At 49.4% G+C, this 22,504-nt stretch carries 24 protein-coding genes; 21 read left to right on the top strand and 3 right to left on the bottom strand.

Annotation, left to right across the window (positions count from 1 at the left end):
- The first annotated feature begins 39 nt into the window (after positions 1-39).
- From moaA to ACU70B_RS12140, 19 genes are all read left to right on the top strand, one after another.
- Positions 40-1,020, top strand: a complete 981-nt coding sequence (moaA, locus tag ACU70B_RS12230; protein ID WP_447183799.1) for a GTP 3',8-cyclase MoaA — start codon at positions 40-42, stop codon at positions 1,018-1,020.
- A 1-nt stretch (position 1,021) separates the two neighbouring features.
- Entirely contained in the window at positions 1,022-1,495 is a 474-nt protein-coding gene (gene moaC / locus ACU70B_RS12225; RefSeq protein ID WP_447183798.1) for a cyclic pyranopterin monophosphate synthase MoaC, read from the top strand.
- 66 nt (positions 1,496-1,561) lie between these two features.
- A complete protein-coding gene (locus ACU70B_RS12220) occupies positions 1,562-1,996 on the top strand; it encodes an MOSC domain-containing protein (protein WP_447183797.1) in 435 nt (144 codons plus the stop codon).
- Positions 1,996-2,484 carry a MogA/MoaB family molybdenum cofactor biosynthesis protein gene (locus tag ACU70B_RS12215; protein ID WP_447183796.1) on the top strand — a complete coding sequence of 163 codons (489 nt, stop codon included), beginning with the start codon at positions 1,996-1,998 and terminating at the stop codon, positions 2,482-2,484. The genes ACU70B_RS12220 and ACU70B_RS12215 overlap by 1 nt, the downstream gene beginning before the upstream one ends.
- 194 nt (positions 2,485-2,678) lie before the next feature.
- Positions 2,679-2,969, top strand: coding sequence for a co-chaperone GroES (gene groES, locus ACU70B_RS12210; RefSeq protein ID WP_447183795.1), 291 nt, complete (start codon positions 2,679-2,681; stop codon positions 2,967-2,969).
- 24 nt (positions 2,970-2,993) lie between these two features.
- Positions 2,994-4,622, top strand: a complete 1,629-nt coding sequence (groL, locus tag ACU70B_RS12205; RefSeq protein ID WP_447185774.1) for a chaperonin GroEL — start codon at positions 2,994-2,996, stop codon at positions 4,620-4,622.
- 147 nt (positions 4,623-4,769) lie between these two features.
- Positions 4,770-5,243 carry a hypothetical protein gene (locus ACU70B_RS12200; RefSeq protein ID WP_447183794.1) on the top strand — a complete coding sequence of 158 codons (474 nt, stop codon included), beginning with the start codon at positions 4,770-4,772 and terminating at the stop codon, positions 5,241-5,243.
- A gap of 324 nt (positions 5,244-5,567) precedes the next feature.
- Positions 5,568-6,548: a beta-ketoacyl-ACP synthase III gene (locus tag ACU70B_RS12195; RefSeq protein WP_447185773.1), complete on the top strand. Its 981-nt coding sequence runs from the start codon at positions 5,568-5,570 to the stop codon at positions 6,546-6,548.
- Complete coding sequence (locus ACU70B_RS12190) at positions 6,544-7,503, top strand: nitronate monooxygenase (RefSeq protein WP_447185772.1); 960 nt, start codon at positions 6,544-6,546, stop codon at positions 7,501-7,503. The genes ACU70B_RS12195 and ACU70B_RS12190 overlap by 5 nt, the downstream gene beginning before the upstream one ends.
- Positions 7,491-8,426 carry an ACP S-malonyltransferase gene (gene fabD, locus ACU70B_RS12185; RefSeq protein ID WP_447183793.1) on the top strand — a complete coding sequence of 312 codons (936 nt, stop codon included), beginning with the start codon at positions 7,491-7,493 and terminating at the stop codon, positions 8,424-8,426. Before ACU70B_RS12190 ends, fabD begins: the two co-directional genes overlap by 13 nt.
- The gene (gene fabG / locus ACU70B_RS12180) at positions 8,411-9,151 is read left to right on the top strand and encodes a 3-oxoacyl-[acyl-carrier-protein] reductase (protein WP_447183792.1); all 741 of its coding nucleotides are present in this window, start codon (positions 8,411-8,413) and stop codon (positions 9,149-9,151) included. Before fabD ends, fabG begins: the two co-directional genes overlap by 16 nt.
- A 44-nt stretch (positions 9,152-9,195) precedes the next feature.
- Positions 9,196-9,447, top strand: coding sequence for an acyl carrier protein (gene acpP, locus ACU70B_RS12175; RefSeq protein ID WP_447183791.1), 252 nt, complete (start codon positions 9,196-9,198; stop codon positions 9,445-9,447).
- Entirely contained in the window at positions 9,448-10,692 is a 1,245-nt protein-coding gene (fabF, locus tag ACU70B_RS12170) for a beta-ketoacyl-ACP synthase II (protein WP_447183790.1), read from the top strand.
- A gap of 8 nt (positions 10,693-10,700) precedes the next feature.
- On the top strand, positions 10,701-11,132 hold the full coding sequence (gene fabZ / locus ACU70B_RS12165) for a 3-hydroxyacyl-ACP dehydratase FabZ (protein ID WP_447183789.1): 432 nt from the start codon (positions 10,701-10,703) through the stop codon (positions 11,130-11,132).
- Between the two features lie 11 nt (positions 11,133-11,143).
- Complete coding sequence (gene accD, locus ACU70B_RS12160; protein WP_447183788.1) at positions 11,144-12,001, top strand: acetyl-CoA carboxylase, carboxyltransferase subunit beta; 858 nt, start codon at positions 11,144-11,146, stop codon at positions 11,999-12,001.
- Positions 11,982-12,941, top strand: a complete 960-nt coding sequence (locus ACU70B_RS12155; RefSeq protein WP_447183787.1) for an acetyl-CoA carboxylase carboxyltransferase subunit alpha — start codon at positions 11,982-11,984, stop codon at positions 12,939-12,941. Before accD ends, ACU70B_RS12155 begins: the two co-directional genes overlap by 20 nt.
- A gap of 114 nt (positions 12,942-13,055) precedes the next feature.
- Positions 13,056-13,841 carry a MerR family transcriptional regulator gene (locus tag ACU70B_RS12150; protein ID WP_447183786.1) on the top strand — a complete coding sequence of 262 codons (786 nt, stop codon included), beginning with the start codon at positions 13,056-13,058 and terminating at the stop codon, positions 13,839-13,841.
- Positions 13,842-13,919: 78 nt separating this feature from the next.
- Positions 13,920-14,834, top strand: a complete 915-nt coding sequence (locus tag ACU70B_RS12145) for an ATP-binding cassette domain-containing protein (protein WP_447183785.1) — start codon at positions 13,920-13,922, stop codon at positions 14,832-14,834.
- Complete coding sequence (locus ACU70B_RS12140) at positions 14,824-16,143, top strand: hypothetical protein (protein ID WP_447183784.1); 1,320 nt, start codon at positions 14,824-14,826, stop codon at positions 16,141-16,143. The genes ACU70B_RS12145 and ACU70B_RS12140 overlap by 11 nt, the downstream gene beginning before the upstream one ends.
- A gap of 184 nt (positions 16,144-16,327) precedes the next feature.
- Here ACU70B_RS12140 and glnA read toward each other — a convergent pair whose 3' ends face one another.
- Positions 16,328-17,761, bottom strand: a complete 1,434-nt coding sequence (glnA, locus tag ACU70B_RS12135; protein ID WP_447183783.1) for a type I glutamate--ammonia ligase — start codon at positions 17,759-17,761, stop codon at positions 16,328-16,330.
- A gap of 356 nt (positions 17,762-18,117) precedes the next feature.
- Here glnA and ACU70B_RS12130 point away from each other — a divergent pair, with 356 nt between their 5' ends.
- Entirely contained in the window at positions 18,118-18,699 is a 582-nt protein-coding gene (locus ACU70B_RS12130; protein WP_447183782.1) for a hypothetical protein, read from the top strand.
- A 223-nt stretch (positions 18,700-18,922) separates the two neighbouring features.
- The gene (locus ACU70B_RS12125) at positions 18,923-19,966 is read left to right on the top strand and encodes a zinc-binding dehydrogenase (RefSeq protein WP_447183781.1); all 1,044 of its coding nucleotides are present in this window, start codon (positions 18,923-18,925) and stop codon (positions 19,964-19,966) included.
- 63 nt (positions 19,967-20,029) lie between these two features.
- On the opposite strand, the gene ACU70B_RS12120 is transcribed toward ACU70B_RS12125, so the two are convergent.
- Together ACU70B_RS12120 and ACU70B_RS12115 are read right to left on the bottom strand one after the other, a co-directional pair.
- A complete protein-coding gene (locus ACU70B_RS12120; protein WP_447183780.1) occupies positions 20,030-21,463 on the bottom strand; it encodes a 4-hydroxyphenylacetate 3-hydroxylase family protein in 1,434 nt (477 codons plus the stop codon).
- 59 nt (positions 21,464-21,522) lie between these two features.
- On the bottom strand, positions 21,523-22,299 hold the full coding sequence (locus tag ACU70B_RS12115) for a glucose 1-dehydrogenase (protein WP_447183779.1): 777 nt from the start codon (positions 22,297-22,299) through the stop codon (positions 21,523-21,525).
- Between the last annotated feature and the right edge of the window lie 205 nt (positions 22,300-22,504).

Here is a 22,504-nt window from a genome sequence, read left to right as displayed (position 1 = left end):
AAAGATGCTGGATGCGATAGTCCCGGGGAGAGTGAGGATATGCTGGACAATTATCAAAGAGATATCAACTATTTGCGGGTATCGGTAACCGACCGCTGCAATTTGCGCTGTCGTTACTGTATGCCCGAAGAAGGTGTGGGCGACCTGGGACATTATAGGATTTTAAGTTTGGAAGACCTGGCCCGTTTAATCAAGATATCGACCGCAGTAGGGATTCGCAAGGTAAGATTTACCGGCGGAGAGCCGCTGGTACGCAGGAACATTGGACAACTTATGCGCTATGCCTCTCAGGCAGCAGGAATCGATGATATTGCAATTACCACCAACGGTATTCTCTACGCTGCCATGGCCGAAGAATTAAAAGCAGCCGGTTTAAAGCGGGTGAACATTAGCCTGGATACCCTGTCGGAGACTAAGTACCGTTTCATAACCCGCCGGGGCGATTTAAAAGATGTCCGGGCAGCCATATTTAAAGCCCTGGAGATGGAAATGCATCCGGTAAAAATAAATACCGTAATAATAAGGGGCTTTAATGATAATGAAATTATGGATTTTGCCAGCCTGGCTTATGAATACCCATTGCACCTCAGGTTTATAGAATTAATGCCCATAGGAGACCTGCATTACTGGAAGAAGGAACGGATGATCAGCATTGATGAAGTTAAAAGCCAGATTGAAAAACAATATGAATTAAAGGCGGACAAGACTATAAGAGGCAATGGGCCGGCCAAGTCTTACCGCATAACAGGCGGGCAGGGCTCGCTCGGTTTTATTGCTCCTATGAGCAATCATTTCTGTGGCGAGTGCAACCGCATCCGCATGACTGCCGATGGTAAGCTCAGGGGTTGTCTGTATGATAAAAGGGAGATAGATCTTAAAACCGCAATGCAATCCGGAGCCAGTGACGAGGAACTGCAAAGGCTGTTCCGGGAGGCGATTGCCATGAAGCCGGCGCGCCACTTTATGAACGCTGGCTGGGGAAATGAAAATCAGCGCAAGATGTTTCAGATAGGAGGCTAAAATGGAATTTACCCATGTCAATGAACAGGGAAGGGCACGAATGGTTGATGTCGGCGGCAAAGAAGACAGTGAAAGGGTTGCCGTGGCCCGTGCCGTTATCTCCATGCAACCTGAAACCCTGGCCTTGATAAAGAGCGGGGGAGTTAAGAAAGGTGATGTCCTGGGCGTAGCCCAGGTTGCAGGTATCATGGGAGCCAAACAGACCTCCAGTTTAGTGCCGATGTGCCATCCTCTGATGCTGGATTCAGTTGATATACAGTTTGAGATGGATGATGGCAATTCCTCCATTATAATAACTTCTATGGTCAAGACTACCGGCAAGACCGGGGTGGAGATGGAGGCCATAACCGCTGCCGGAATTGCCGCTATTACCATATATGATATGGCCAAGGCGATGGATCGCTGGATGGAGATAAAGGAGATTAAACTCCTGGAAAAATGGGGCGGAAAGAGCGGGCATGTAAAACGGGAGTAATCAGATAATATAGGGAACGGCCCCCTGTGCCGTTCCGTCATGATAAGGTAAAGGAGAAATATTGGGATGAAAGGAACGTTATACTCGATCTGCATAGCTCCGGAAAGGGGAGAGCTCAAAAAGGAAGTAAGCCAGGCTCGGGTCATCAAGGATCATGGTATAGAAAAAGATGGGCATGCAGGTCCCTGGGGCCGCCAGGTAACTTGCCTCAATCTGGCCAGCGTCAAGAAGGTCAATGAGGAGAAGAACATGAATATCGGCCCGGGAGAGTTTGCTGAAAACCTTCTTATAGATGGCATTGACCTGGCTGCGGTAGTGATAGGCGGGCGTTTGCGAATAGGTTCGGATGTGATTCTGGAAATATCCCAGATCGGCAAGGAGGACCACCCCAGTGTGGTAACCCGAACCCTGGGGGTTACCCTCTTACCTTATGAAGGTCTTTTCTGTCGGGTAATTGAGGGCGGGGAAATAAAGAAGGGCGATACCGTAGAGGTGATATAATGTTTCGTACAGGAATACTGGTAATGAGTGATAAAGGTTCCCGGGGGGAACGGGAAGATCTGAGCGGGAAAAAAATAGCCGAGATACTAGGACCCGAGTACAGCGTGGATTATTACGAAATTATACCGGATGAAAAAGAGCTCATAGCAGATAAATTACGTCATGCCTGTGACCGGATGGCCCTGGACCTTATAATTACCTCAGGCGGAACTGGTTTTTCCAGCCGGGATGTGACTCCGGATGCCACCCTGGAAGTGGTTGAAAAGGCGGCGCCCGGCATCCCGGAAGCTATCCGCCATTATGGTTTACAGAAGACGCCCAAGGCGATGCTGTCACGGGGAGTAGCCGGAATAAGAGGCAAGACTCTGATAATAAACATGCCGGGAAGTGTCAAGGGGGTGCGTGAATCCCTGGAAGCCATATTGCCTGCCCTGGGGCACGGACTGGAGATTCTGGCCGGCAGTACCGGCGAATGCGGCCGGGAATAAAAACGGTAAAAAAACTTGATTTTAAGAGGTATAAAAAGAAAATAACCGTAGCATAATATAAATCGATAATATCAGGCGGATTTAAGGAGTAATCTGATTTGAATACTTACGTAGTCTGACCTAATATTATAGTTATATTAGCACTCACGCTTATCGAGTGCTAACAACACCATCAATTTGAAGGGGGTATACCTTTGAAGATCCAACCATTAGCAGACAAGCTGGTTATTAAAGTTATGGAAGTTAAGGAGGAAAAGACCAAAAGCGGGCTGTATGTTCCCGACACAGCCAAAGAAAAACCCCAGGAAGGTGAAGTCCTGGCAGTAGGCCCCGGTGCAATGAATGATAAGGGCGAAAGACTGCCTATGACTTTAGTCACCGGCGATCGGGTGATTTTCTCCAAGTATGCTGGAACAGAAATCAAGCTTGACGGAGAAGAATATTTAATTATGTCAGAACGTGACATACTGGCAAAATTAAACTAACGGAAGAAGGAGGACATACAGATGATTGCCAAGGAAATTAAATTTGGCGAAGAAGCCAGGAGGGCATTGGAAAGAGGCGTTGACACCCTGGCCAATGCTGTTAAAGTGACTTTGGGACCTAAAGGCCGTAATGTGGTTTTAGATAGGAAGTTCGGTTCACCCACGATAACCAATGACGGTGTTACCATTGCCAGAGATATTGATCTGGAAGATCCCTGGGAAAATCTGGGCTGCCAATTGGTCAAAGAAGTAGCCATCAAGACTAACGATGTTGCTGGTGACGGAACTACTACGGCAACTGTTCTGGCCCAGGCGATGATTAAAGAAGGCCTGAAAAACGTGGCTGCCGGCGCCAACCCCATGATTATGAGAAGGGGAATTGAAATGGCGGTTAAAGCTGCTGTAGATGAAATAAAAAATATCAGCAAAGAAGTTGACTCCAAAGAATCTATTGCCCAGATAGCCGCAATTTCTGCCGACGATGCCGAAATTGGCGCCCTGATCGCTGAAGCTATGGAGAAGGTAGGCCGGGATGGGGTTATCACGGTTGAAGAATCCCAGTCTATGGGAACTTCCCTGGAAGTGGTCGAAGGTATGAGTTTTGACCGCGGCTATATATCTCCATATATGGTAACCAATACGGAAAAAATGGAAGCAGTTCTGGATGACCCCTATATACTTATCAGCGACAAGAAAATTTCCTCTATTAACGAAGTACTTCCTATACTGGAAAAAGTGGTTCAGACCGGAAAGCCCATGCTGCTGATTGCAGAGGAAGTTGAGGGCGAGGCTCTGGCTACCCTGGTAGTTAACAAGCTGAGAGGCACTTTCACCTGCGTAGCAGTTAAAGCTCCTGCTTTTGGTGAGAGAAGGAAGGCTATGCTGGATGATATCGCTATTTTGACCAAAGGTCAGGTGGCTTCAGAAGATCTTGGGATCAAGATGGAAAATGTAACGCTTGATATGCTGGGCCGGGCCCATCAGGTAGTAGTTAAAAAGGAAGAGTGCATAATCGTAGACGGCGCCGGCAGCGAAGAGGATATTAAAGCCCGCATCGCCAACATAAAGACCCAGCTTGAGGAAACCGATTCCGAGTATGACAAAGAGAAACTTCAGGAGAGGATGGCAAAATTGTCTGGTGGTGTGGCAATCATTCAGGTGGGAGCTGCTACCGAAACTGAATTGAAAGAAAGGAAACACCGCATCGAAGATGCTCTGGCAGCTACCAAAGCGGGTGTCGAAGAGGGTATGGTTTCCGGAGGCGGTACCGCGTTAATCAATGCCATAGCTGCAGTAGATAAAGTTGCAGCTTCCGGTGATGAGCTTACCGGAGTAAATCTGGTCAAGAAGGCCCTGGAGGAACCGTTGCGCCAGATTGCCAACAATGCCGGGGTAGAAGGCTCAGTGGTAGTCGAAAAAGTAAAAGAAGCTGCTCAGGGAATCGGATATAACGCTTTAACCGGGGTTTATGAAAACATGGTAGAAGCAGGAATCATTGACCCCACCAAGGTGACTCGTTCGGCTGTCCAAAATGCAGCCAGCATAGCATCCATGGTTCTTACGACCGAAGCGGTGGTTTCGGAAATTCCCAATAAGGATGACATGAAAGCCATGGCCGGAATGGGCGGAGCTCCCGGAATGGGTATGATGTAATAACTTTACTTAAAAAAGCTGGCGCAAGCCAGCTTTTTTTTATTAGCATATACTGTCGTTTTAGGATAAAATAACAGGCCAATCCTCGAAATAAATGTTATAATTTGTACAGTTGACTAATAACACTGCAGCTTTGGAGGAAAGCGTATGCGAAAAATTAAAAATGGAGTGATAGCGCTCCTGGTCTATTGTATGCTGGCGGCCGCTGCTTATGGTGTGGTCACCTTTTGGAAGTGGCATCCTGGATTTATCTATACGATAATCTTTATGCTATCGGTTGTTGTCTGGTATGAAGCCTTGACCCGGGCTTTTAAAAGGGATATGGGGAGAGGCATGGGGGTAGTTTTATCCTATATTATTCCCAGTATCGTAATATCCTATCTTAATTATAGCGCCGGCCTGGCTGGAGCTGGGAAGGCGACCATTAATACTACTGTTTACGAATTATTCCACATGCCAATGATTTTTGGTCTAAACGTCACATCCGGGCTTCTGGTCGATCATCCGCTGTTAATGATATTTTTCCCTTCGCTTATGATGCTGATTCTGGCTATCTATCCCTTCGCTCGTAATATCTCCAAAGCCATTGAGGCTCAGCATACTCAATACATATTTAGATAAGACGGCAGCCAAGATATTCCCGCCGATATATCACAGGGAAGCTTCTTTTAAAAAATTCCACATCATCAGAACCATCCCTGTGATATACTCCGCCTTCACCAGCCTTACTGCGTCCTCTCCCCGATATGTCTTGCCTCATCGGGTGGCAAAAATATTTCTGATGACAAAACGCCCGGTAAAAGGGTGGGCACAATTGTGTAACAAGTCAGAATATTCTGAAAAAGATTGACATCCGGTTATCCAACTGCTTTAATTTAACCAAGCTTTTTCAGTGTCGAACCTTTACTCAAAAAGTAACAGCCAGGCAGGTGTAAATAGTTGAACATGCAGATAAAAGCTCTGGGTCATGCTCTGCCTACCCGGGTTATGAGCAACAGTGATCTGGAGAAAATGGTTGATACCAGTGATGAGTGGATTGTAGAAAGAACGGGCATAAAGGAAAGAAGAATTGCCGCAAGTGAAACATGTACTTCCGACCTTTGTTACGATGCAGCTGTTATGGCTCTGCAAAAGGCCGGAATAGAAGCCGGGCAACTGGATCTGATAATTGTTGCGACCGTAACTCCGGATATGCCGTTTCCGTCTACGGCCTGTATTCTCCAGGACCGGCTGGAGGCCCGGAATGCTGCTGCCTTCGATCTGGGAGCTGGTTGTACCGGGTTTCTTTATGCACTGGCAGCAGCGGAAAAATTCATGTCTACAGCCGGATATAATTACGTCCTGGTAGTAGCTTCGGACCTCTTGTCCAAGATAACCGACTATAGTGACCGCAATACCTGTGTGCTCTTTGGCGATGGAGCCGGCGCCGCTGTTCTGGCCCGGGGTGAGTCCCCGGCAGGAATTATCGCCACTCACCTGGCGGCGGACGGCAGGGGGAGCGGGTCGCTCTACATGCCGGCAGGCGGTTCCGCTTTACCGGCTTCGGAACAGACTGTCCGTGACCGCTTGCATTATATCAAGATGAATGGTAAAGAGGTATTCCGGTTTGCCAGTAAAGTCATGGTTGAGGTAAGTGAAAAATTGCTGGCCAAGGCGGGCCTCACTTATCAGGATATCGATGTTTTTGTTCCCCATCAGGCCAATATCCGCATTATAAAAACAGCTATGAAACGGATGAACATACCGGAAGCCAAGACCCTGATTAATATAGATAAATTTGGCAACATGTCGGCTGCGTCTATACCGGTGGCTCTCTCCATGGCGGATATGGAGGGCAAAATCGAGCCGGGAGACCTGGTTTTAATGGTGGCCTTTGGCGCGGGACTTACCTGTGGCGGAGCTATTGTTCGCTGGGGGAGGGATTGAGACGCAATTTAAAACTAGACTATGTGACCTTTTAGATATTGAATACCCGATAATACAGGGTGCTATGGCCCGGATAGCAGGAGGAAGACTGGCTGCAGCCGTATCCGAGGCGGGAGGATTAGGGGTAATAGGCACCGGTGATGGAGACCGGGTCTGGCTGGAAAAGGAGATAGACTTTGTCCGCCGGCATACCGCAAAGTCCTTTGCGGTTAATCTTATGCTGGTCTCTCCCCATGTTGAGGAGATTGTTGACTTGGTAATCAAGGCCAGGGTACCGGTGGTAACGACCGGTGGGGGCAATCCGGGACGTTATCTGGAAAGATTAAAAAGTGCCGGCATCAAGGTGCTCCCGGTAGTAGCCTCCCAGGCACTGGCCCGCCGCCTCAGCCGGCTGGGGGCGGATGCCATTATTGCCGAAGGCGGCGAATCGGGCGGCCATGTCGGTGAAATGACCACCATGTGTCTGGTCCCGATGGTGGCGGATGCAGTTGATGTGCCGGTAGTTGCTGCCGGTGGCATCGCTGACGGCAGAGGGGTGATAGCAGCCCTGGCCCTGGGAGCAGATGGAGTGCAGCTGGGTACCCGCTTCGTGTGTGCTCAGGAATGCGATGTGCATCCGCTTTATCAGGAAAAGATAATAAAAGCCCGGGACCGGGATACAGTTGTCTGCGGAATGTCCACCACGCACCCGGTAAGGGCTATTCATAATCGTTTTACCCGGGAGTATCTTCAGTTGGAGGCTGCAGGTGATAACCGGGAATTGCTGGAGAAGATGGGTAAGGGGCGTTACCCCCGGGCAGCTGTACAGGGGGAAGTAAACGAGGGAACCGTGCTGGCCGGTCAGATATGCGGACTGGTGAAGAAGGTGCAGCCTGCGGCTGATATCGTAAATGAGATAATCAAGGATGCCCTTGCAGTCAGACAGAGAGTGGAGGGTATACCATGCCGACTTTAGCTTTTATTTTCCCGGGACAGGGAGCCCAGTACAGCGGAATGGGCAAAGAAATGGCAGAGCAATACCCGGAAGCAGCCGCAGTTTTTGACCGGGCCGACCGGATCAGCGGTTACAAAATCAGCGACCTCTGCTTTTCCGGGCCTGCTAATATATTGAATCAGACTGAATTTGCGCAACCGGCATTATTGATTGCCAGTCTGGCGGTTCTGGCCGCAGTTAAAAAACAGGGAATCTATCCCGACCTCCTGGCTGGTTTAAGCCTGGGCGAGTATACTGCTCTGGTGGCATCCGGAGCTATTGACCTGGAAAACGCTCTGCCCCTGGTGCAAAACCGGGGACGCCTGATGCAGGCGGCGGTCCCGCCGGGGGAAGGGGCCATGGCTGCGGTTCTGGGACTGGATTATGAGATCCTGGCCCGGGTTTGCCGGGAGGCGGAGGGGATAGTGGATGTTGCCAATCTTAACTGCCCGGGCCAGATGGTTATTTCCGGAGCAAGAGAAGCAGTTTTAAGTGCAGGCGGCATATTGCGGGATAAGGGCGGAAAGGTAAGAATACTGGAGGTATCGGTTCCTTCCCACAGCCGTCTGATGAAACCGGCTGCCGACAAGCTGCAGGAGCATCTGCGGCGGCTGCAGTGGGATAACCCAACTCCGGGAGTGATAAGCAATGTAACCGGACGGGAACATAGTCCGGAAAGGATTGGCGATTTACTGGCGCAGCAGTTATATTCTCCGGTCCAGTGGGAAGCCAGTATCAGGTATATGGCCGAAAAAGCGGACTACTTTATCGAAATTGGCCCGGGCAAGACCCTATCCGGTTTGATTAAGCGTATTGCACCGGGTCGTTTGCTGGGGAATGTAGAGGACAGTAAATCATTGGGGAAAGTACTCAAGGAGGTTGAGTCCATTTGCAGGAAAGGGTAGCGCTAGTAACCGGAAGTTCCCGGGGAATAGGCCGTACCATTGCATTGAGTTTCGCCCGCCGGGGTTATCAGGTAGTGATTAATTATCACCGCAACCGGGAGCAGGCGGAAGAGGTAATGGCAGAGGTCAATGCGGCCGGAAGCAGAGGTATTCTGGTTCGGGCCGATGTATCTCAGGCGGGTGAGGCCCGGGAATTGATAGAAGCGGGGGTAAAGGAATTTGGACGGCTTGATGTACTGGTCAACAATGCCGGTATCAATCACGACCAGTTAATGCTCAGGATACAGGATGAAGAATGGGAAAGGGTGATAAATACAAACCTCTCTTCAACCTTTTACTGCAGCCGGGCTGCGGTAAAGCATATGTTTAAAAAGCGCTTTGGCCGGATTATTAACATTTCTTCGGTAGTAGGAATCAGCGGTAATGCCGGTCAGGCCCATTATGCGGCAGCCAAATCCGGGCTGCTGGGTTTGACCTATTCCATCGCCCGGGAATATGGGAGCCGGGGGATTACGGCCAATGCTGTTGCCCCGGGATATATTGAGAGCGATATGACCGCAAGCCTTAATGCGGAGCAGCGCCGGCACATATTGTCCGGTATTGCGGCGGGCAGATTGGGAAAACCTGAAGATGTGGCAGCGGTGGTACTATTCCTGGCTTCCGCAGAGGCTTCCTATGTCAATGGCCAGGTAATCCGGGTAGACGGAGGTATGGGGCCGTTTTAGGCTGGAGTGATAGTATTTTGAAGTTATAAGGAGGATTTACGGTAATGGCAGTGTTTGATGAATTGGTGAAGATAATTGCGGAGATTAAGGATATCCCTGAGGGTGATATTAAGATGGAGTCCAGTTTTGAAGAGGATCTGGAAGCGGATTCCCTCGATATAGTGGAAATGCTGATGCTGCTGGAAGAAAAATTCGACATCCAGATACCGGAAGAAGCCGCAGAAACATTAAAAACGGTGGGGGATGCAGTCAACTACGTGGAAGATTTGCTGGGTAAACAAGTCAGGGGTGATTAAATGTCACAGCGGCGTGTAGTTATTAGTGGCATGGGGGTTGTCTCTGCCATCGGACTGGACAGGGATACGTTTTGGACTAATCTGCTGCAGGGAAAAAGCGGGATAGGGCCTATCGAGCGTTTTGACAGCGCTGCCTTTCCCAGCCGGATTGCTGCTGAAATCAAGGATTTTAACGCAGCGGATTATGTAGCCCAAAAAGATGCCCGGCGTATGGACCGCTTTGTCCAGTATGCCTGTGCGGCTGCACGAACGGCAGTTGAAGACTCTGATTTGCCAACCGTTTTGGATGAGGTGAAGGAACGGACCGGAGTAATTATTGGCTCCGGTATAGGGGGAATCGAGACCTTTGAGCAGCAGCATAATAATATGCTGAAAAGGGGAATAGGCGGCATAAGCCCCTTCTTTATTCCCATGATAATTCCTAGTATGGCGTCAGGGCAGGTAGCAATTATGCTGGGAGTTACCGGACCGAATTCCTGTACGGTTACTGCCTGTGCTTCTGCAACCCATGCTATTGGAGACGCTTATCGCGCTATTCAGAATAGTAAGGCTGATATAATGCTGACCGGCGGCAGCGAAGCTTCCGTCACCCCTATGGCTATCGGCGGCTTCTGTGCCATGAAGGCTCTGTCTACCCGTAATGAAGAGCCCCAGAAGGCCTGCCGCCCCTTTGATTTAAAACGGGACGGCTTCGTGATGGGGGAAGGCGCCGGGGTGCTGGTGCTGGAGGAAATGGAACACGCATTGCAGCGGGGCGTCAAACCTTATGCGGAATTGATCGGCTTCGGCTGCAGCGCTGATGCCGTGCATATGGTGCAGCCCGATATTGAGGGAAGGGGTGCTGCCGCAGCTTTCCGCCATGCGATAGCCGATGCCGGGATAAAGCCGGCGGAAGTGGACTATATCAATGCCCATGGGACCGGCACCACCCTCAATGATCAGATGGAAACCAAAGCTATAAAGGATGTTTTTGCCGGGCACAGTTATGAACTGGCGGTGAATTCCATAAAAGCGGCAACCGGGCACACGCTGGGGGCAGCAGGGGCGATAGAACTTATTGCCACCGTACAGAGTCTGGCAGAGCAGGTGATACCGCCGACCCTGAACCTGGAAGAGCCGGACCCGCTTTGCGACCTGGATTATGTGCCATTAAAGGCCAGGAGAGCTAAATTGCAGATAGCGGCTTCGGATTCTCTAGGCTTCGGCGGGCATAATGCGGTTCTGATCGTACGGAAAATGAGGTGAGTTCTGGATTGAATATTGAACAGATAATGGAAATCCTGCCCCACCGCTATCCCTTCCTGATGGTTGATAAGATTTTGGAGATTAAACCGGGGGCAAGTGCGCTGGGGTTAAAAAACGTATCCATAAACGAGCCTTACTTTGCCGGCCACTTTCCCAGACATCCGGTGATGCCTGGGGTTTTGATGATAGAAGCTATGGCTCAGGTAGGGGCCTGTGCCCTGCTGGCTGCGGATAAATATCGTGGTTACCTGGCTTACCTGGCCGGGGTGGATCATATCCGGTTCCGGCGTATGGCCTCTCCGGGAGATACCTTGCTGATTAAATCGGAATTGCTGAATATAAAGGGTAACATCGGCAAAGGCCGGGGAGAAATTACAGTAAATAATGCTACCCTTTGCAAGGGCGAATTCTGGTTTTCCCTCAATCGATTGGAGGGGTAGCAATAAGCTTTATGTTTGGTAAAAAGAAATATTTTCCCATAAAAGTACCGAATGAACCCCGGAGCAGCGTTTTGCCCGCCCCGGGGCAGGGTTGTCCCAATTGTGGCGTTTGGATACCGGCAGATAATTTATCCGCCCATAAAGGGGTTTGCCCCAAATGCAATCACAATCTCACCCTTTCGGCCTATCAGCGTATAGAACTGTTAAGTGATGCAGGTAGTTTTGAAGAGATGGATGCTGACCTTGCTGCCGACAATATACTGGATTTTCCTGATTATGAGGACAAACTGGAGCGGGCCAGGCAGGAGTCAGATTTAGCGGAAGCGATTGTCACCGGCATAGCCCGTATGGGGGGGAACCGGGTAGTTCTTGCCGTTATGGATTCCCGCTTTATGATGGGAAGCATGGGGGTAGCAGTGGGAGAAAAAATATGCCGGGCGGTGGAAAAGGCCCTGGATTTGGAATTACCCCTGATAATATGCAGTACCTCGGGCGGCGCGCGGATGCAGGAAGGCATCTTCTCCCTGCTGCAGATGGCCAAGACGGCCGCTGTTCTGGAGCGTCTGCACCAAAAAGGGCTCTTATATATCTCGGTTCTTACCAACCCTACCACCGGCGGAGTGCTGGCCAGTTTTGCTTCCCTGGCGGATATTATTATGGCCGAACCTGGCGCCCTGCTTGGTTTTACCGGTCCCCGGGTGATTAAACAGACCATAGGCGAACGCTTGCCGGATAACTTTCAACGCTCCGGCTTTTTACTGGAGCACGGTATGCTGGACTTAGTGGTGGAACGCTCCAAATTGAGGGACACATTGATTTTACTGTTGAGACTTCACCAGGGAGGGAACCATGCCGAAACGACAGTTTGATTACGAGCAAAAGTTTGAAAGTCTGAAACAAAAGGTACGCGAACTGCGGGATGCATCCTCCGGTATGGATATTAACCTGGTTACGGAGATTGAAGAGATTGAAAAGAGGATGGACGGCTTAAGGTCTGACAAGTATCAGCAACTTACGCCCTGGGAGAAAATCCTGCTGATACGTCAACCGGAACGGCCCACCAGCCGTGATTATATTGAACGGTTATGTGATGACTGGATTGAGTTGCATGGGGACAGGTTTTATGGTGAAGACCGGGCTATCATTTCCGGTATCGGTAGTTTTAAGGGTCTGCCGGTGACTGTTATCGGCCACCAGAAAGGCAGGGACACAGGGGAGAATATCCGCAATAATTTCGGTATGCCCCATCCTGAAGGATACCGGAAGGTTGAACGGATGCTGTTGCAGGCCCAGAAGTTCGAACGGCCGGTGATAACGTTTATCGATACCGCAGGTGCTTATCCCGGGGTGGGAGCCGAAGAAAGGGGTCAGGCCTGGGCCATTTCCCGGGTGCTGATGACCCTGTCTGCCCTTAAGGTTCCGGTGGTTGCCGTTATTACCGGCGAAGGAGGCAGCGGCGGAGCCCTGGCCCTGGCCGTTTCCGACCGTCTGATTATGTTCTCCCACGCGGTTTTCTCGGTTGCCTCCTCGGAGGCCTGTGCTTCCATTCTCTGGCGGGACCTGGAAAAGGTGGAGGAAATGGCAACCGCATTGAGAATTACGGCTGCTGATTTGCTCAGATTCGGCATTATCGATGAAATAATCGAAGAACCGCCGGGGGGAGCGCAGCAGGATATGGAGGCAATGGTAAGTCTGATGGGGGCTAGTATTAAAAGCCACCTGGATGAGTTGCTGGTGTTGGAACCGGGCAAGCTGCTGGAGCTGCGCTGCCGGAAGCTGCGCAATAACGGCCTGACCCCCGAGTGTTAAGCCATATTCGGACACATCGGATTGCCGAAGCTTTTGCACAACCGGTAATTTAAAATTTTGATTGACCCCGACCTTAGGTCGGGGTTTATACTTTCCTTAAGGTGGGGATGAAGGATGGAAAGACATCTTAAGATAGGCGAATTCGCCCAATTGACCGGAGTGACTGTAAAAACGGTACTTCACTATCACAGGATGGGTTTGCTGGCTGAAGTGCAACGCTCGTCGGGCGGCTATCGCTTGTATGGCGCGGCAGAGTTAAACCGCATGCGTTCAATCAAACATCTCAAATCTATGGGTTTGAGCCTGCAGCAAATCAAAGAAACGTTGGGTGAACCTGATGACTGTAAGTCTTTGCGTACGGTACTGCTCGCTTTACAAAAGGAATTGCTCACTCAGATAAGCATTATGACCGAGCGGCTGGAGAGGATTCAGAAACTGCTGGATAAAGAGCCTGCTCAAACTCCGTCTTTTCAGATGATTACAGATATACTGGGCGAAGAAGCCCTTAAACAGTACTTGGTCATATGCCCGGAAATGTATGAGCAGGAACGTAAAATCCACGGGATTGTGGATGATTTGCAGTGGGGCGTCGATTTGCAGGATACTTTCCGCGAGGTGGCTGAGTACTTTCGCGACCATCCCGATAAATACCAGCAATCTCTGCATTACGGACCCCGCATCACCGCTATCGCCGACCTTGCACCTGATTCCCCGGCTATTGCGGAATTAGCCGGGGAATATGCCTGCTTTATAAAGGGCCTTCCTTTTTATGAAAAGCTAATGAGCCAATCCGGCCTGGGAAAAAGACTGGAATCATTATTAACCGATATGCTGGCAGAAGTGTTTTCACCATCTCAGATGAAGATGATGGAACTGCTGAGCAAGTATTTGAAGAGCTGAAAACAGCTTTCCTTTTCTTGTTGGGGCAGGAGTGATTGGACAATAAAATCCAACTGCTTGCAAAAGGGGTGATTAAATATGCTGCCTGGCGGAAACACCGTCTTTAGCAATACCAAAAGCAATCAGCCGATGAGAAACCTGAACTATGCGTTTATAGTGGTTATGATGCTGGAAACAGTAATCGCGATATTGGTTGTCCGTCTTCTAACAGCCAGCCTTCCTATCTTTTTAACAGTGTCTTTGCTAATCGTATTGCTTGACTTGTGTTTGCTCTATTATAGCGTAGCGCTGTTAAAATCAGCTCATGTGCTTGGGGAAAACGAACTGGCTGTCTGTCTGGGCCGGCGTTTTACAGCGACTGTTCCCTGGGAAATGGTTGAGAGGATTGATCCGGTATCTATACAGGTGTCAACCAAGGACAGTCTTGGACTTGTACTATTCAGGAAAGGCGAAGACCTCTATTGTATGGGAACCAGCAGAGCAACCCATGTTATGGCTTTTAAAAGTCCGTTGCTGGTTAAAGCAAAGAGTCAAGATAATTCCAGTAAAAGAGGTATGGTAACATCGATTTATATAAACGTCGATGACAGCCAGGCATTTGATAAAGCCCTCAAAAACTGCATGCCCAATAATGATGCCGAAGAAATGAAAGCCCAGGAATATGAATTAGAGGAAAAGGCTCCGGCATTTGTCCGGGATAATGGCTGGTCCTCCGAAAACCTCTCCCATATCCGCACCGGTGATCCGCTGTTGCAGTTGCAAAACCTCTCCTACCGCTACGGAGCTTATAAAGCCGTAGACAACCTGAGCTTGACCGTACAGAAGGGAGAAATCTTTGCGCTCTTGGGAGCCAACGGAGCGGGCAAATCCACCACCCTGAAGATGCTGACCGGGCTGCTGAAGCCTAAAAGTGGGCACATCCTTCTGAAGGGTCAAGATATCTGGGCCCAAGGCAGCGAGCCGCTGCGAGGGCTGGGGCCTGGTGTTGTTTGAGCTTATGGGGTTAGGGAGTATTGTCTATGCGATAATGCAGCGCTATTTGTACACTGAGGAAACTTCACCGGTATTCATGCTGGCTTTTATCATTTTACTTGGTTATAGTTATTCATCTGCCGAAAGATATTTATCTTGTGCAGAAAATCGATTTGATTTGCTGACAGGAATCCAAGCCCGCCATATACTATGGGCTGTTTATCTGCAGGTCTGGGGGAAAAACCTAAGTGCGGCGACCCTGTTCCCTTTAATTCTGGCAGCCTCGACCGGGATCATTTTACCGGGGTTATTAAGCCTGGTGGTCTTTCCCGTTGCCGCTGCTCTGGTTGCCTGCTTATTTAATATCTTGGTGAATAAGTATTGGAAAAGAGCCGGCGCTGTCTTTTACCTGCTTTTTTTATTACTATGGGGCGGAGCGACCGCGCTTCTCCTGGGCTTTTTGTTAATGGAGCATAATTTCTCTTTTGCTCCCTTTGATAATCGGGATATTCTTTTTAGCATCCTTGCGCTTTGTTTGGCCGCCATCATTATTATGCTCTTTTCCTCAACCTTATCGCGTTTATGGGAGGAAGCTTATTTGCAGAATGATGCCATGAATAAAAACAGCCTGCCGTTCGCAAGATTCAGGCGATTCTGCCGTTTGCTCCCCAATTCTTTCATAGTTAAAGAATGGTTCCTGCTATGGCGCAACTCTATCACCAAAGTACGTTTGCTTATCTGGCTGGCATTTATCCTTATCTGCAGTTTTACCACCCTCAATAGGTATTTATACGATCAAACTCTGTTTCTGATTATAGCATTGGCGGTATGGCTTTTCTGTTATGGGGAGCTGCCGGCGACGGCTTGGCAAAATGAAGGCGAGCAAAAATCCTTCTATTGGCTGGGCGGATTAAAACCATCCCGGTTAATTGCTGCCAAACTTGCCGCCTTCCTCCCATTAAGCGTATTAGGAATGTTAACGGCACTATTTTTAGGATCAGCAGTTCAGTTGAGTATTCATGTGATGGTTCAGAGAACAGGATTAGTTTTTTTGCTTGGTTTGTCAGCTATAACCATAGCTCTGGCTATAGCTAGTCTGGGACATAATGCCGGCAAACCGATCATAGATAATGCCATTCTGGAGCAGGTTCCATTGACGATAAGCGCCATTATGGCTGTTAGTACTGAATTCATATTCTGTGCTGTTGTTTTTTTACCGCCGTCCCTGATTATTACTTTATCGATAAGCATTGCTATAATATGCCTGATTGGCCAGAGAATCCGGCTGGGCAGAATTTACTATACCGAAGCCGGGCGTAACGATCGGTGATAGGGTAATAGCGAAGCCAAGCCGTCAGTTCGGCCATATGCAAAGCGAACATAATAACGAAATCCGCAGTCCGCCTGGTTACGGATTTCGCTATTATGTTCTGCGATAAAACCGGCAATCGAGACATTCAGCCAGTCTTGCTCAGGCTTCGGCCGAAGTTGAAGAACACCTATTACGGCTGTGCTTAAAGGTCATAATAGAGTTCAAACTCCAGGGGATGGGGGATATCATTTACCCGCCGCGCTTCCTGACGCTTATTTTCAATCCAGATGTTTATCAGCCGTTGGGAAAATACTCCGCCGGCTAACAGGAAACCATGGTCTTCTTCCAGGGCATCCAGAGCTTCATCCAGGGAGCGGGGGAGTCCTTTAATCTTCGCTTGCTCTTCGGGAGGCAGCTTATAGAGATTTACATCGTAGGGGCCAAAGCCTTCAGCGGTAGGGTCGATTTTATTTCTGATTCCGTCCAGCCCTGCCATCAGCATAGCGGAGTAAGCCAGATAAGGATTACAGGTGGCGTCGGAGGAGCGGAATTCAAAGCGCTTCTGGGATGGTGACTTGGCATAGGCCGGTACCCGGATTACGGCACTGCGGTTGGCAGTGGCGAAACAGATGCTTACCGGGGCTTCATAGCCCGGCACCAGACGCTTGTAGGAATTGGTGCTGGGGTTGGTGAAAGCCAGCAGGGCCGGGGCATGCTTCAGCAAGCCGCCGATGAAGTATAAAGCCTCTTTGCTCAATTGGGAATAACCGTCAGGGTCAAAGAAGATGGGTTCATTATCTTTAAACAGGTGCATATGAACATGAAGTCCGCTGCCCGCTTCACCAAAAAGCGGCTTGGGCATGAAAGTCACCGTTTTCCCTTCGGCAAAAGCCAGATTCTTGACCAGGTATTTGGTCAGCATGGTGCGGTCGGCCATTTCCCGCAGCCCGCCGAATTCCACTTCTATTTCTATTTGTCCCGGACCGCCCACTTCGTGGTGGTGATACTTGACCGGAATATTGTTTTCCTCCATTAAAAGGCACATACGGGCGCGCAGGTCGTAAAGCACATCCTGGGGCGGAGTTATATGGTAACCGCCCTTGAGAGGCACCTTATAGCCTAAATTCTGATACTGGGTTTCCCCACTGTTCCACATGGCCTGTTCGGCATCAATGCTGAAACCGAGTTTATGCGGGCTGCATTCATAACTTACGTGGTCAAAAACATAAAACTCGAATTCAGGCCCAATCCGCATCTCATCCGCAATTCCCGTTGATTTCATGTACTCTTCAGCATTGCGGGCAATGGTTCGGGGATCCTGATCGAAACGGTAATTCTCCGGTTGTGCGATAACGTACACGTCGCCGATCATGCTGAGGGTCGCCACCTCGGTAAACGGGTCAAAGACAGCAGATTCAAGGTCGGGGATAAAAACCATGTCGCTGTTTTCTACCGGAGCGAAACCATAGTTGGAGCCGTCAAAGCCGATACCGTATTTCAGAGTGTCAGGGGTGAATCGTGAGGTAGGAATGCTGAGGTGACGCCATCTGCCCAGAAGATCAATCATCTTAAAATCTATCATTTCGATGCTACGTTCCCTGCAGAAGCTCACTACTTCTTCATAGCTTTTAAACACTTATATAAGCCTCCTTTGTCTTATATAACTTTTATCGGATAATTACCGTGCAAAATTATAACAAATTGGATAGAGCGAGTAAAGCGATATAAGCTCAGTATACAGTATTTAAAATTCTATAAATGGAATAAAATGCTACCACCGCCCAAGTAATATATCCTGTAAAAGCCTAATAAATATGTATTACTCGAATGCCATAAAGACAGCTTAAAAATATTTCCAAGGGGTGAGGCATTATTAACAGGACGCGCTGGATCATAGTATTAATTCTGACGGCAGGTATTATCGCCGGTCTCTTGTCAGCTGAAAAAATCCGCGATTACTATATAAAATCCAAACTTGAACCTCAGGTGGAGTTGAACCGAGCCTGTAAAAATATGGCCGCGGTAACCAGTTATAAATACAGCCTGTTGTCCACTTTCACCGTGGATGAACGGAAGGAGGTGATAAGTGAGGTCACCGGAGAAAAGCAAGACGGGAATACGCATATAAAGGGGGAGATGGTTAACACACCTGTAGATATTTATTATATAGACCGTACCATCTACAATTATGATTCCTTTGCCAAGAAGTGGTTAGTCATCCCCAGCAGTGCCGGCAATTCTGAGGAACTACTGATTTCAGAACTGAATCCTCTGTCCAACTTTCGGTTTAAACAAATAAAAACAGTTGAAAAACTGGGCTTTGAAGAAATAGATGGTACGGAGTGCTTGTTGGTAAGGTGCAGACCGTCGATTGAGAGTCAACTTCTGGAAACCATGTGGAAGGATTTTGAATACCGCATATGGATTGATTTCCGGACAGGGCTCATCAGTAAAGCTGAACTCAAGGCCATCAATAAGAAGATGACCAGTACTGAATTAAATGTAACAGTCAAGTTTTCGAACCTGAACCAGAAGATAAAAATAGCAGCACCAGAGACAACTGCCAAGAACTAAAACGCTTATCACCGGGAGGGGCTGAAGGCCCCTCTTTTTAGTTTTGTGCCCGGGAGACTAGCATGACCATAGTTATAGGTACTCTTGTGCCCACCCCGATACAATTTGTATCAGGCATCTCCATTTGCCCGGGGGAGGCTGGGAAAAATCCCAGCCAGGCTTATATGGCATGGATTTTGCTATTTAAATGCTTAAGTATTAAGTAAATATAAGGGGGAATAAAATGAAAGCTTTATTTCTACGGGAACACCAGGTGCTTTCACTGGAAGATACTCCTGAACCGAGGCTGATAAACACCACTGATGTAATCGTTCGGGTTACCGCTTCTTCTATTTGCGGCAGCGATATTCACTTTTGGAAAGGCCATTTCCCCAGCATTCCCAACTTTATCCTGGGTCATGAATTCGTCGGAGTAATAAGTGAGACCGGTAAGGACGTCGAAGCCTTCCGGGTGGGGGAACGGGTGGCGGTACCGGCCGGTCCTTTCTGTGGTATTTGCCCTAATTGCGCGGCCGGTAAAGTGTATAACTGCCTGGCGGTACAGGGAATGTTTGGGGCCGGGAAAGCCAAAGGCAATCTCCCCGGCGCACAATCGCACTATGTCCGGGTGCCCCATGCTGACGCTTGCCTGGCTAAAATCCCGGATACGGTTTCCGACCGGGAGGCTTTGCTGGTGGGAGATGTGCTGTCAACCGGATATTTTGCGGTTGAGAACGGCAGCCCTCCGCCGGGCGCCAGGGTAGCCGTATTCGGCGCCGGTCCGGTGGGATTGTGTGCGGTAGCCTGCGCGCAGCTGTTCAGTCCGGTTCAATTGTTCTTGATTGATATCGAGGATTATCGTTTGCAGCATGGCAGGAAACTGGGGGCTACCCATTTATTAAACCCTAACCGGGTCAATGTCATAAAAGAAATCAAAGGCCTTACCGATGGCAATGGGGTAGAATTAACCATTGATGCGGCAGGGATACCGCAGACTCTAAACCAGTGTATCACCTGCACCACACCGGGCGGCACTATATCGGTGGTGGGAATCGGCACACCTGCATCGGAGTTCCCGATGATGAAGTTTATGTTCAAGAACCTCACTATGCGGGGCGGGCTTGTACCTCTAACCCAGATGAAGCGTTTGCTTACCCTGATTGAAGCAAAACGGCTTGATGTGAGCTCTTTGATTACCCATACCGTCAAATTGGATAATATTATCGAAGGCTATCACCTGTTCGCCAATAAGGAAGATAATTGCGTCAAAGTTATGGTAGTACCTTAATGGTGAAATACGTAAGAGGAGGGCGATCAACCCCCCTCTTACGTATTTTATGGTCTTTTACCTTTATCCTTCCGTTATTCCCGCCAGGTACTTGGCCAGATCCTTCTTGGCATTCATATCGTAAGAGCTCATAATAGCGATATCCTCCATTATAGGCGAACCGCCCCCATGTACTCCTGCTACCTGCAAGGCTGCAGTCACTTCCGAGGTGAGCAGGTCAGCCAGAAGATGAGCCGCCCGGTAGTGGTTCTCAGCGGAAACACCCGCCCGGCGGCTGACGTATTTTCTGACGAAGTCTCCCACTACCGGGCTGTTATATTCGCCGGACAAGGGCAGGGTGGCAGGAATGCCGCCGGAAATGTCACACAGTATACTATACTCGTGGTAGATATTGTGTCCGGCATGCCTGCGCCCTACATTGGCGAAAACGATATTGGGGATTTGCGTCCCTGACGGCGCCTGAAACGATTTGACCGCTGCAGCGATTCCAGCGGCAAAGACCAGTTCGGCCACACTGACCAGCTCCGCCTGTTTTTCCCGGATGTGTTCTTTTTTCTCTACTCCCAGATAATCAGCGATCAGAGCTACCGCGCCCATCAATACATCGCCCAGACCGGGTTTGCATCCGCAATAGCTATGCCGATGGAATAATGCGAATAAAAGGGCGGCTTCACCGGCGAATTCGGTTTCTCCGTTAATAAAGATACGCTCATTGGGAATAAAGACATTATCGAACACGGTTAAGCTTTCTATATCGCCATACCTGGTCACTGGTGCGGCCAAATTCTCTTCCCGGGGCAGGAAGAAAGCCTGGCGGCCAATCAAATAAATGCCTTCGCTGTCGGCAGGAACGGCAAAGGCAATGGCGTAATCCTTTTCATTTTTAGCCAGTGCCCGGGTAGGCACTACAATTATTTCATCGGCATAGGGAGCCATGGTGTTGTGCAGCTTGGCGCCCCGCACCACTACCCCGTCGGGGCGTCTTTCCACCACATGCACGTATTGATCCGGGTCAGGCTGATCAGCCGGCCTTTTGCTGCGGTCGCCTTTGGGATCAGTCTGGGCACAGGCAGCCACCAGATCGTTTTCCTGGAAATAGCGCAGGAATTTTAACCAGCGTCGATGATAGTCCGTATCATATTTTAGGTCGGCGTTTTTGGTAGCCACCGACAAGGCATTCATCACATCGCATCCCATACAGCGCTGTACGCAGCTTCCGCTGAGGCTGCACAGCTTTCTGGTCACCTCCTGTTTGGCAAACAAGTCTTCCTGACTTTGATGGATATGGGTAAAACGGTTAATCTTCCGGCCGGTAAGGTGGGAGGTTGCGGTCAGCAAATCGGTGAACCGCTCATCCGCAACCAAATCAAAAGTCAGTTGAATGGCTCCGCTGGCATGGAGAACTTTGGGGTGGTCCCGACCGATAAGTTCTCCATCCAGATACAGGTTTTTTCTCATTCGGGCCAGTTTATCCAGATACTCGCTTGATGTACGCATTTCTGCTCCCTCCCTGTATTTTCCCATAAAATGACACATATTGTGCCGGATACAACCATCTACACCATGGCAGTTATGCCGCCCTCTACAAACAGGCATTGCCCGGTCACATAATCAGAGGCCGCCGAGCTTAAAAAAACAATAGGACCCTTTAAATCATCCTCTCTCCCCAGCCGGTTCAGCGGAACCTTGGGAAGAACCAGATGCCGGTTCTTCTCCAGCAGTCCCCGGCTCATATGGGTCGGAAAAAATCCGGGAGCGATGGCGTTGACATAAATACCATGACGCGCCCATTTAACCGCCAGATCCCTGGTTAAGGTCATAACTGCCCCTTTACTGGCGTTATAGGCTACCGTATTCTGGGTTTCGGGCGTGGTACCGCCCAAGCCGGCCACTGAGGCGATATTGATGACTTTACCCCGCCCCTGTTTTTTCATAACCTTCGCCGCCAACGCTGACAGCTGAAACAGTCCGGTCAGGTTGATATTAAGCACTTCCTGCCATTTATCCAGGGGATAATTCATGGCATCCGCGGCCCAGGTATAACCGGCATTGTTCACCAGGATGTCCAGACTGGTAAACTCCTGTACGGTCACATCCACCAGCCGCTTACAATCCTCCTCCCGACTTACGTCACAGGCTACTGCCAGGGTTCTTACCTGCAAGGCTTCCAATTGTGCGCATAGCTGATGGCAGCGTTCTACTTTACGGGCAGCCACTACTACATCAGCACCAGCTTCGGCCAGGGCAGCAGCCATCTGGGCGCCCAGACCTACCGAACCCCCGGTCACTACCGCTGTCTTTCCCGATAAATCGAACATATCCGTCACATTCATGCTCCTCCCCACTTTCTCCACCGGTTTTATATTGCATGAGATCCTATTTCAAGGACGATCTCTCAAACTATTGATTGTGCAATTTTCATACCAGTTGTCAGGGGGAATAAATATGAGGTAAAGGGTAAATAGAGCAAGGAAGAGGCACACTTTGTGCCAGAGTTGTTTACAATAATTTACAATGATACAATTAGATAGGGAGTGA

The sequence above is a fragment of the Syntrophomonas curvata genome, from assembly GCF_052976825.1.
The sequence above is the reverse complement of the archived record's forward strand: the minus strand, read 5'-3'. Positions and strand labels throughout refer to the sequence as shown.

What these genes read in the sequence shown, in the direction of transcription:
- ACU70B_RS12220 (WP_447183797.1), top strand. Translation starts at nt 1,562, where the DNA reads ATGAAAGGAACGTTATACTCGATCTGCATAGCTCCGGAAAGGGGAGAG.
- moaA (WP_447183799.1), top strand. Translation starts at nt 40, where the DNA reads ATGCTGGACAATTATCAAAGAGATATCAACTATTTGCGGGTATCGGTA.
- ACU70B_RS12120 (WP_447183780.1), bottom strand. Translation starts at nt 21,463, where the DNA reads ATGCGTACATCAAGCGAGTATCTGGATAAACTGGCCCGAATGAGAAAA.
- ACU70B_RS12150 (WP_447183786.1), top strand. Translation starts at nt 13,056, where the DNA reads ATGGAAAGACATCTTAAGATAGGCGAATTCGCCCAATTGACCGGAGTG.
- accD (WP_447183788.1), top strand. Translation starts at nt 11,144, where the DNA reads ATGTTTGGTAAAAAGAAATATTTTCCCATAAAAGTACCGAATGAACCC.
- ACU70B_RS12125 (WP_447183781.1), top strand. Translation starts at nt 18,923, where the DNA reads ATGAAAGCTTTATTTCTACGGGAACACCAGGTGCTTTCACTGGAAGAT.
- ACU70B_RS12215 (WP_447183796.1), top strand. Translation starts at nt 1,996, where the DNA reads ATGTTTCGTACAGGAATACTGGTAATGAGTGATAAAGGTTCCCGGGGG.
- ACU70B_RS12145 (WP_447183785.1), top strand. Translation starts at nt 13,920, where the DNA reads ATGCTGCCTGGCGGAAACACCGTCTTTAGCAATACCAAAAGCAATCAG.
- ACU70B_RS12115 (WP_447183779.1), bottom strand. Translation starts at nt 22,299, where the DNA reads ATGAATGTGACGGATATGTTCGATTTATCGGGAAAGACAGCGGTAGTG.
- ACU70B_RS12155 (WP_447183787.1), top strand. Translation starts at nt 11,982, where the DNA reads ATGCCGAAACGACAGTTTGATTACGAGCAAAAGTTTGAAAGTCTGAAA.
- acpP (WP_447183791.1), top strand. Translation starts at nt 9,196, where the DNA reads ATGGCAGTGTTTGATGAATTGGTGAAGATAATTGCGGAGATTAAGGAT.
- fabF (WP_447183790.1), top strand. Translation starts at nt 9,448, where the DNA reads ATGTCACAGCGGCGTGTAGTTATTAGTGGCATGGGGGTTGTCTCTGCC.
- ACU70B_RS12195 (WP_447185773.1), top strand. Translation starts at nt 5,568, where the DNA reads ATGCAGATAAAAGCTCTGGGTCATGCTCTGCCTACCCGGGTTATGAGC.
- fabD (WP_447183793.1), top strand. Translation starts at nt 7,491, where the DNA reads ATGCCGACTTTAGCTTTTATTTTCCCGGGACAGGGAGCCCAGTACAGC.
- ACU70B_RS12200 (WP_447183794.1), top strand. Translation starts at nt 4,770, where the DNA reads ATGCGAAAAATTAAAAATGGAGTGATAGCGCTCCTGGTCTATTGTATG.
- moaC (WP_447183798.1), top strand. Translation starts at nt 1,022, where the DNA reads ATGGAATTTACCCATGTCAATGAACAGGGAAGGGCACGAATGGTTGAT.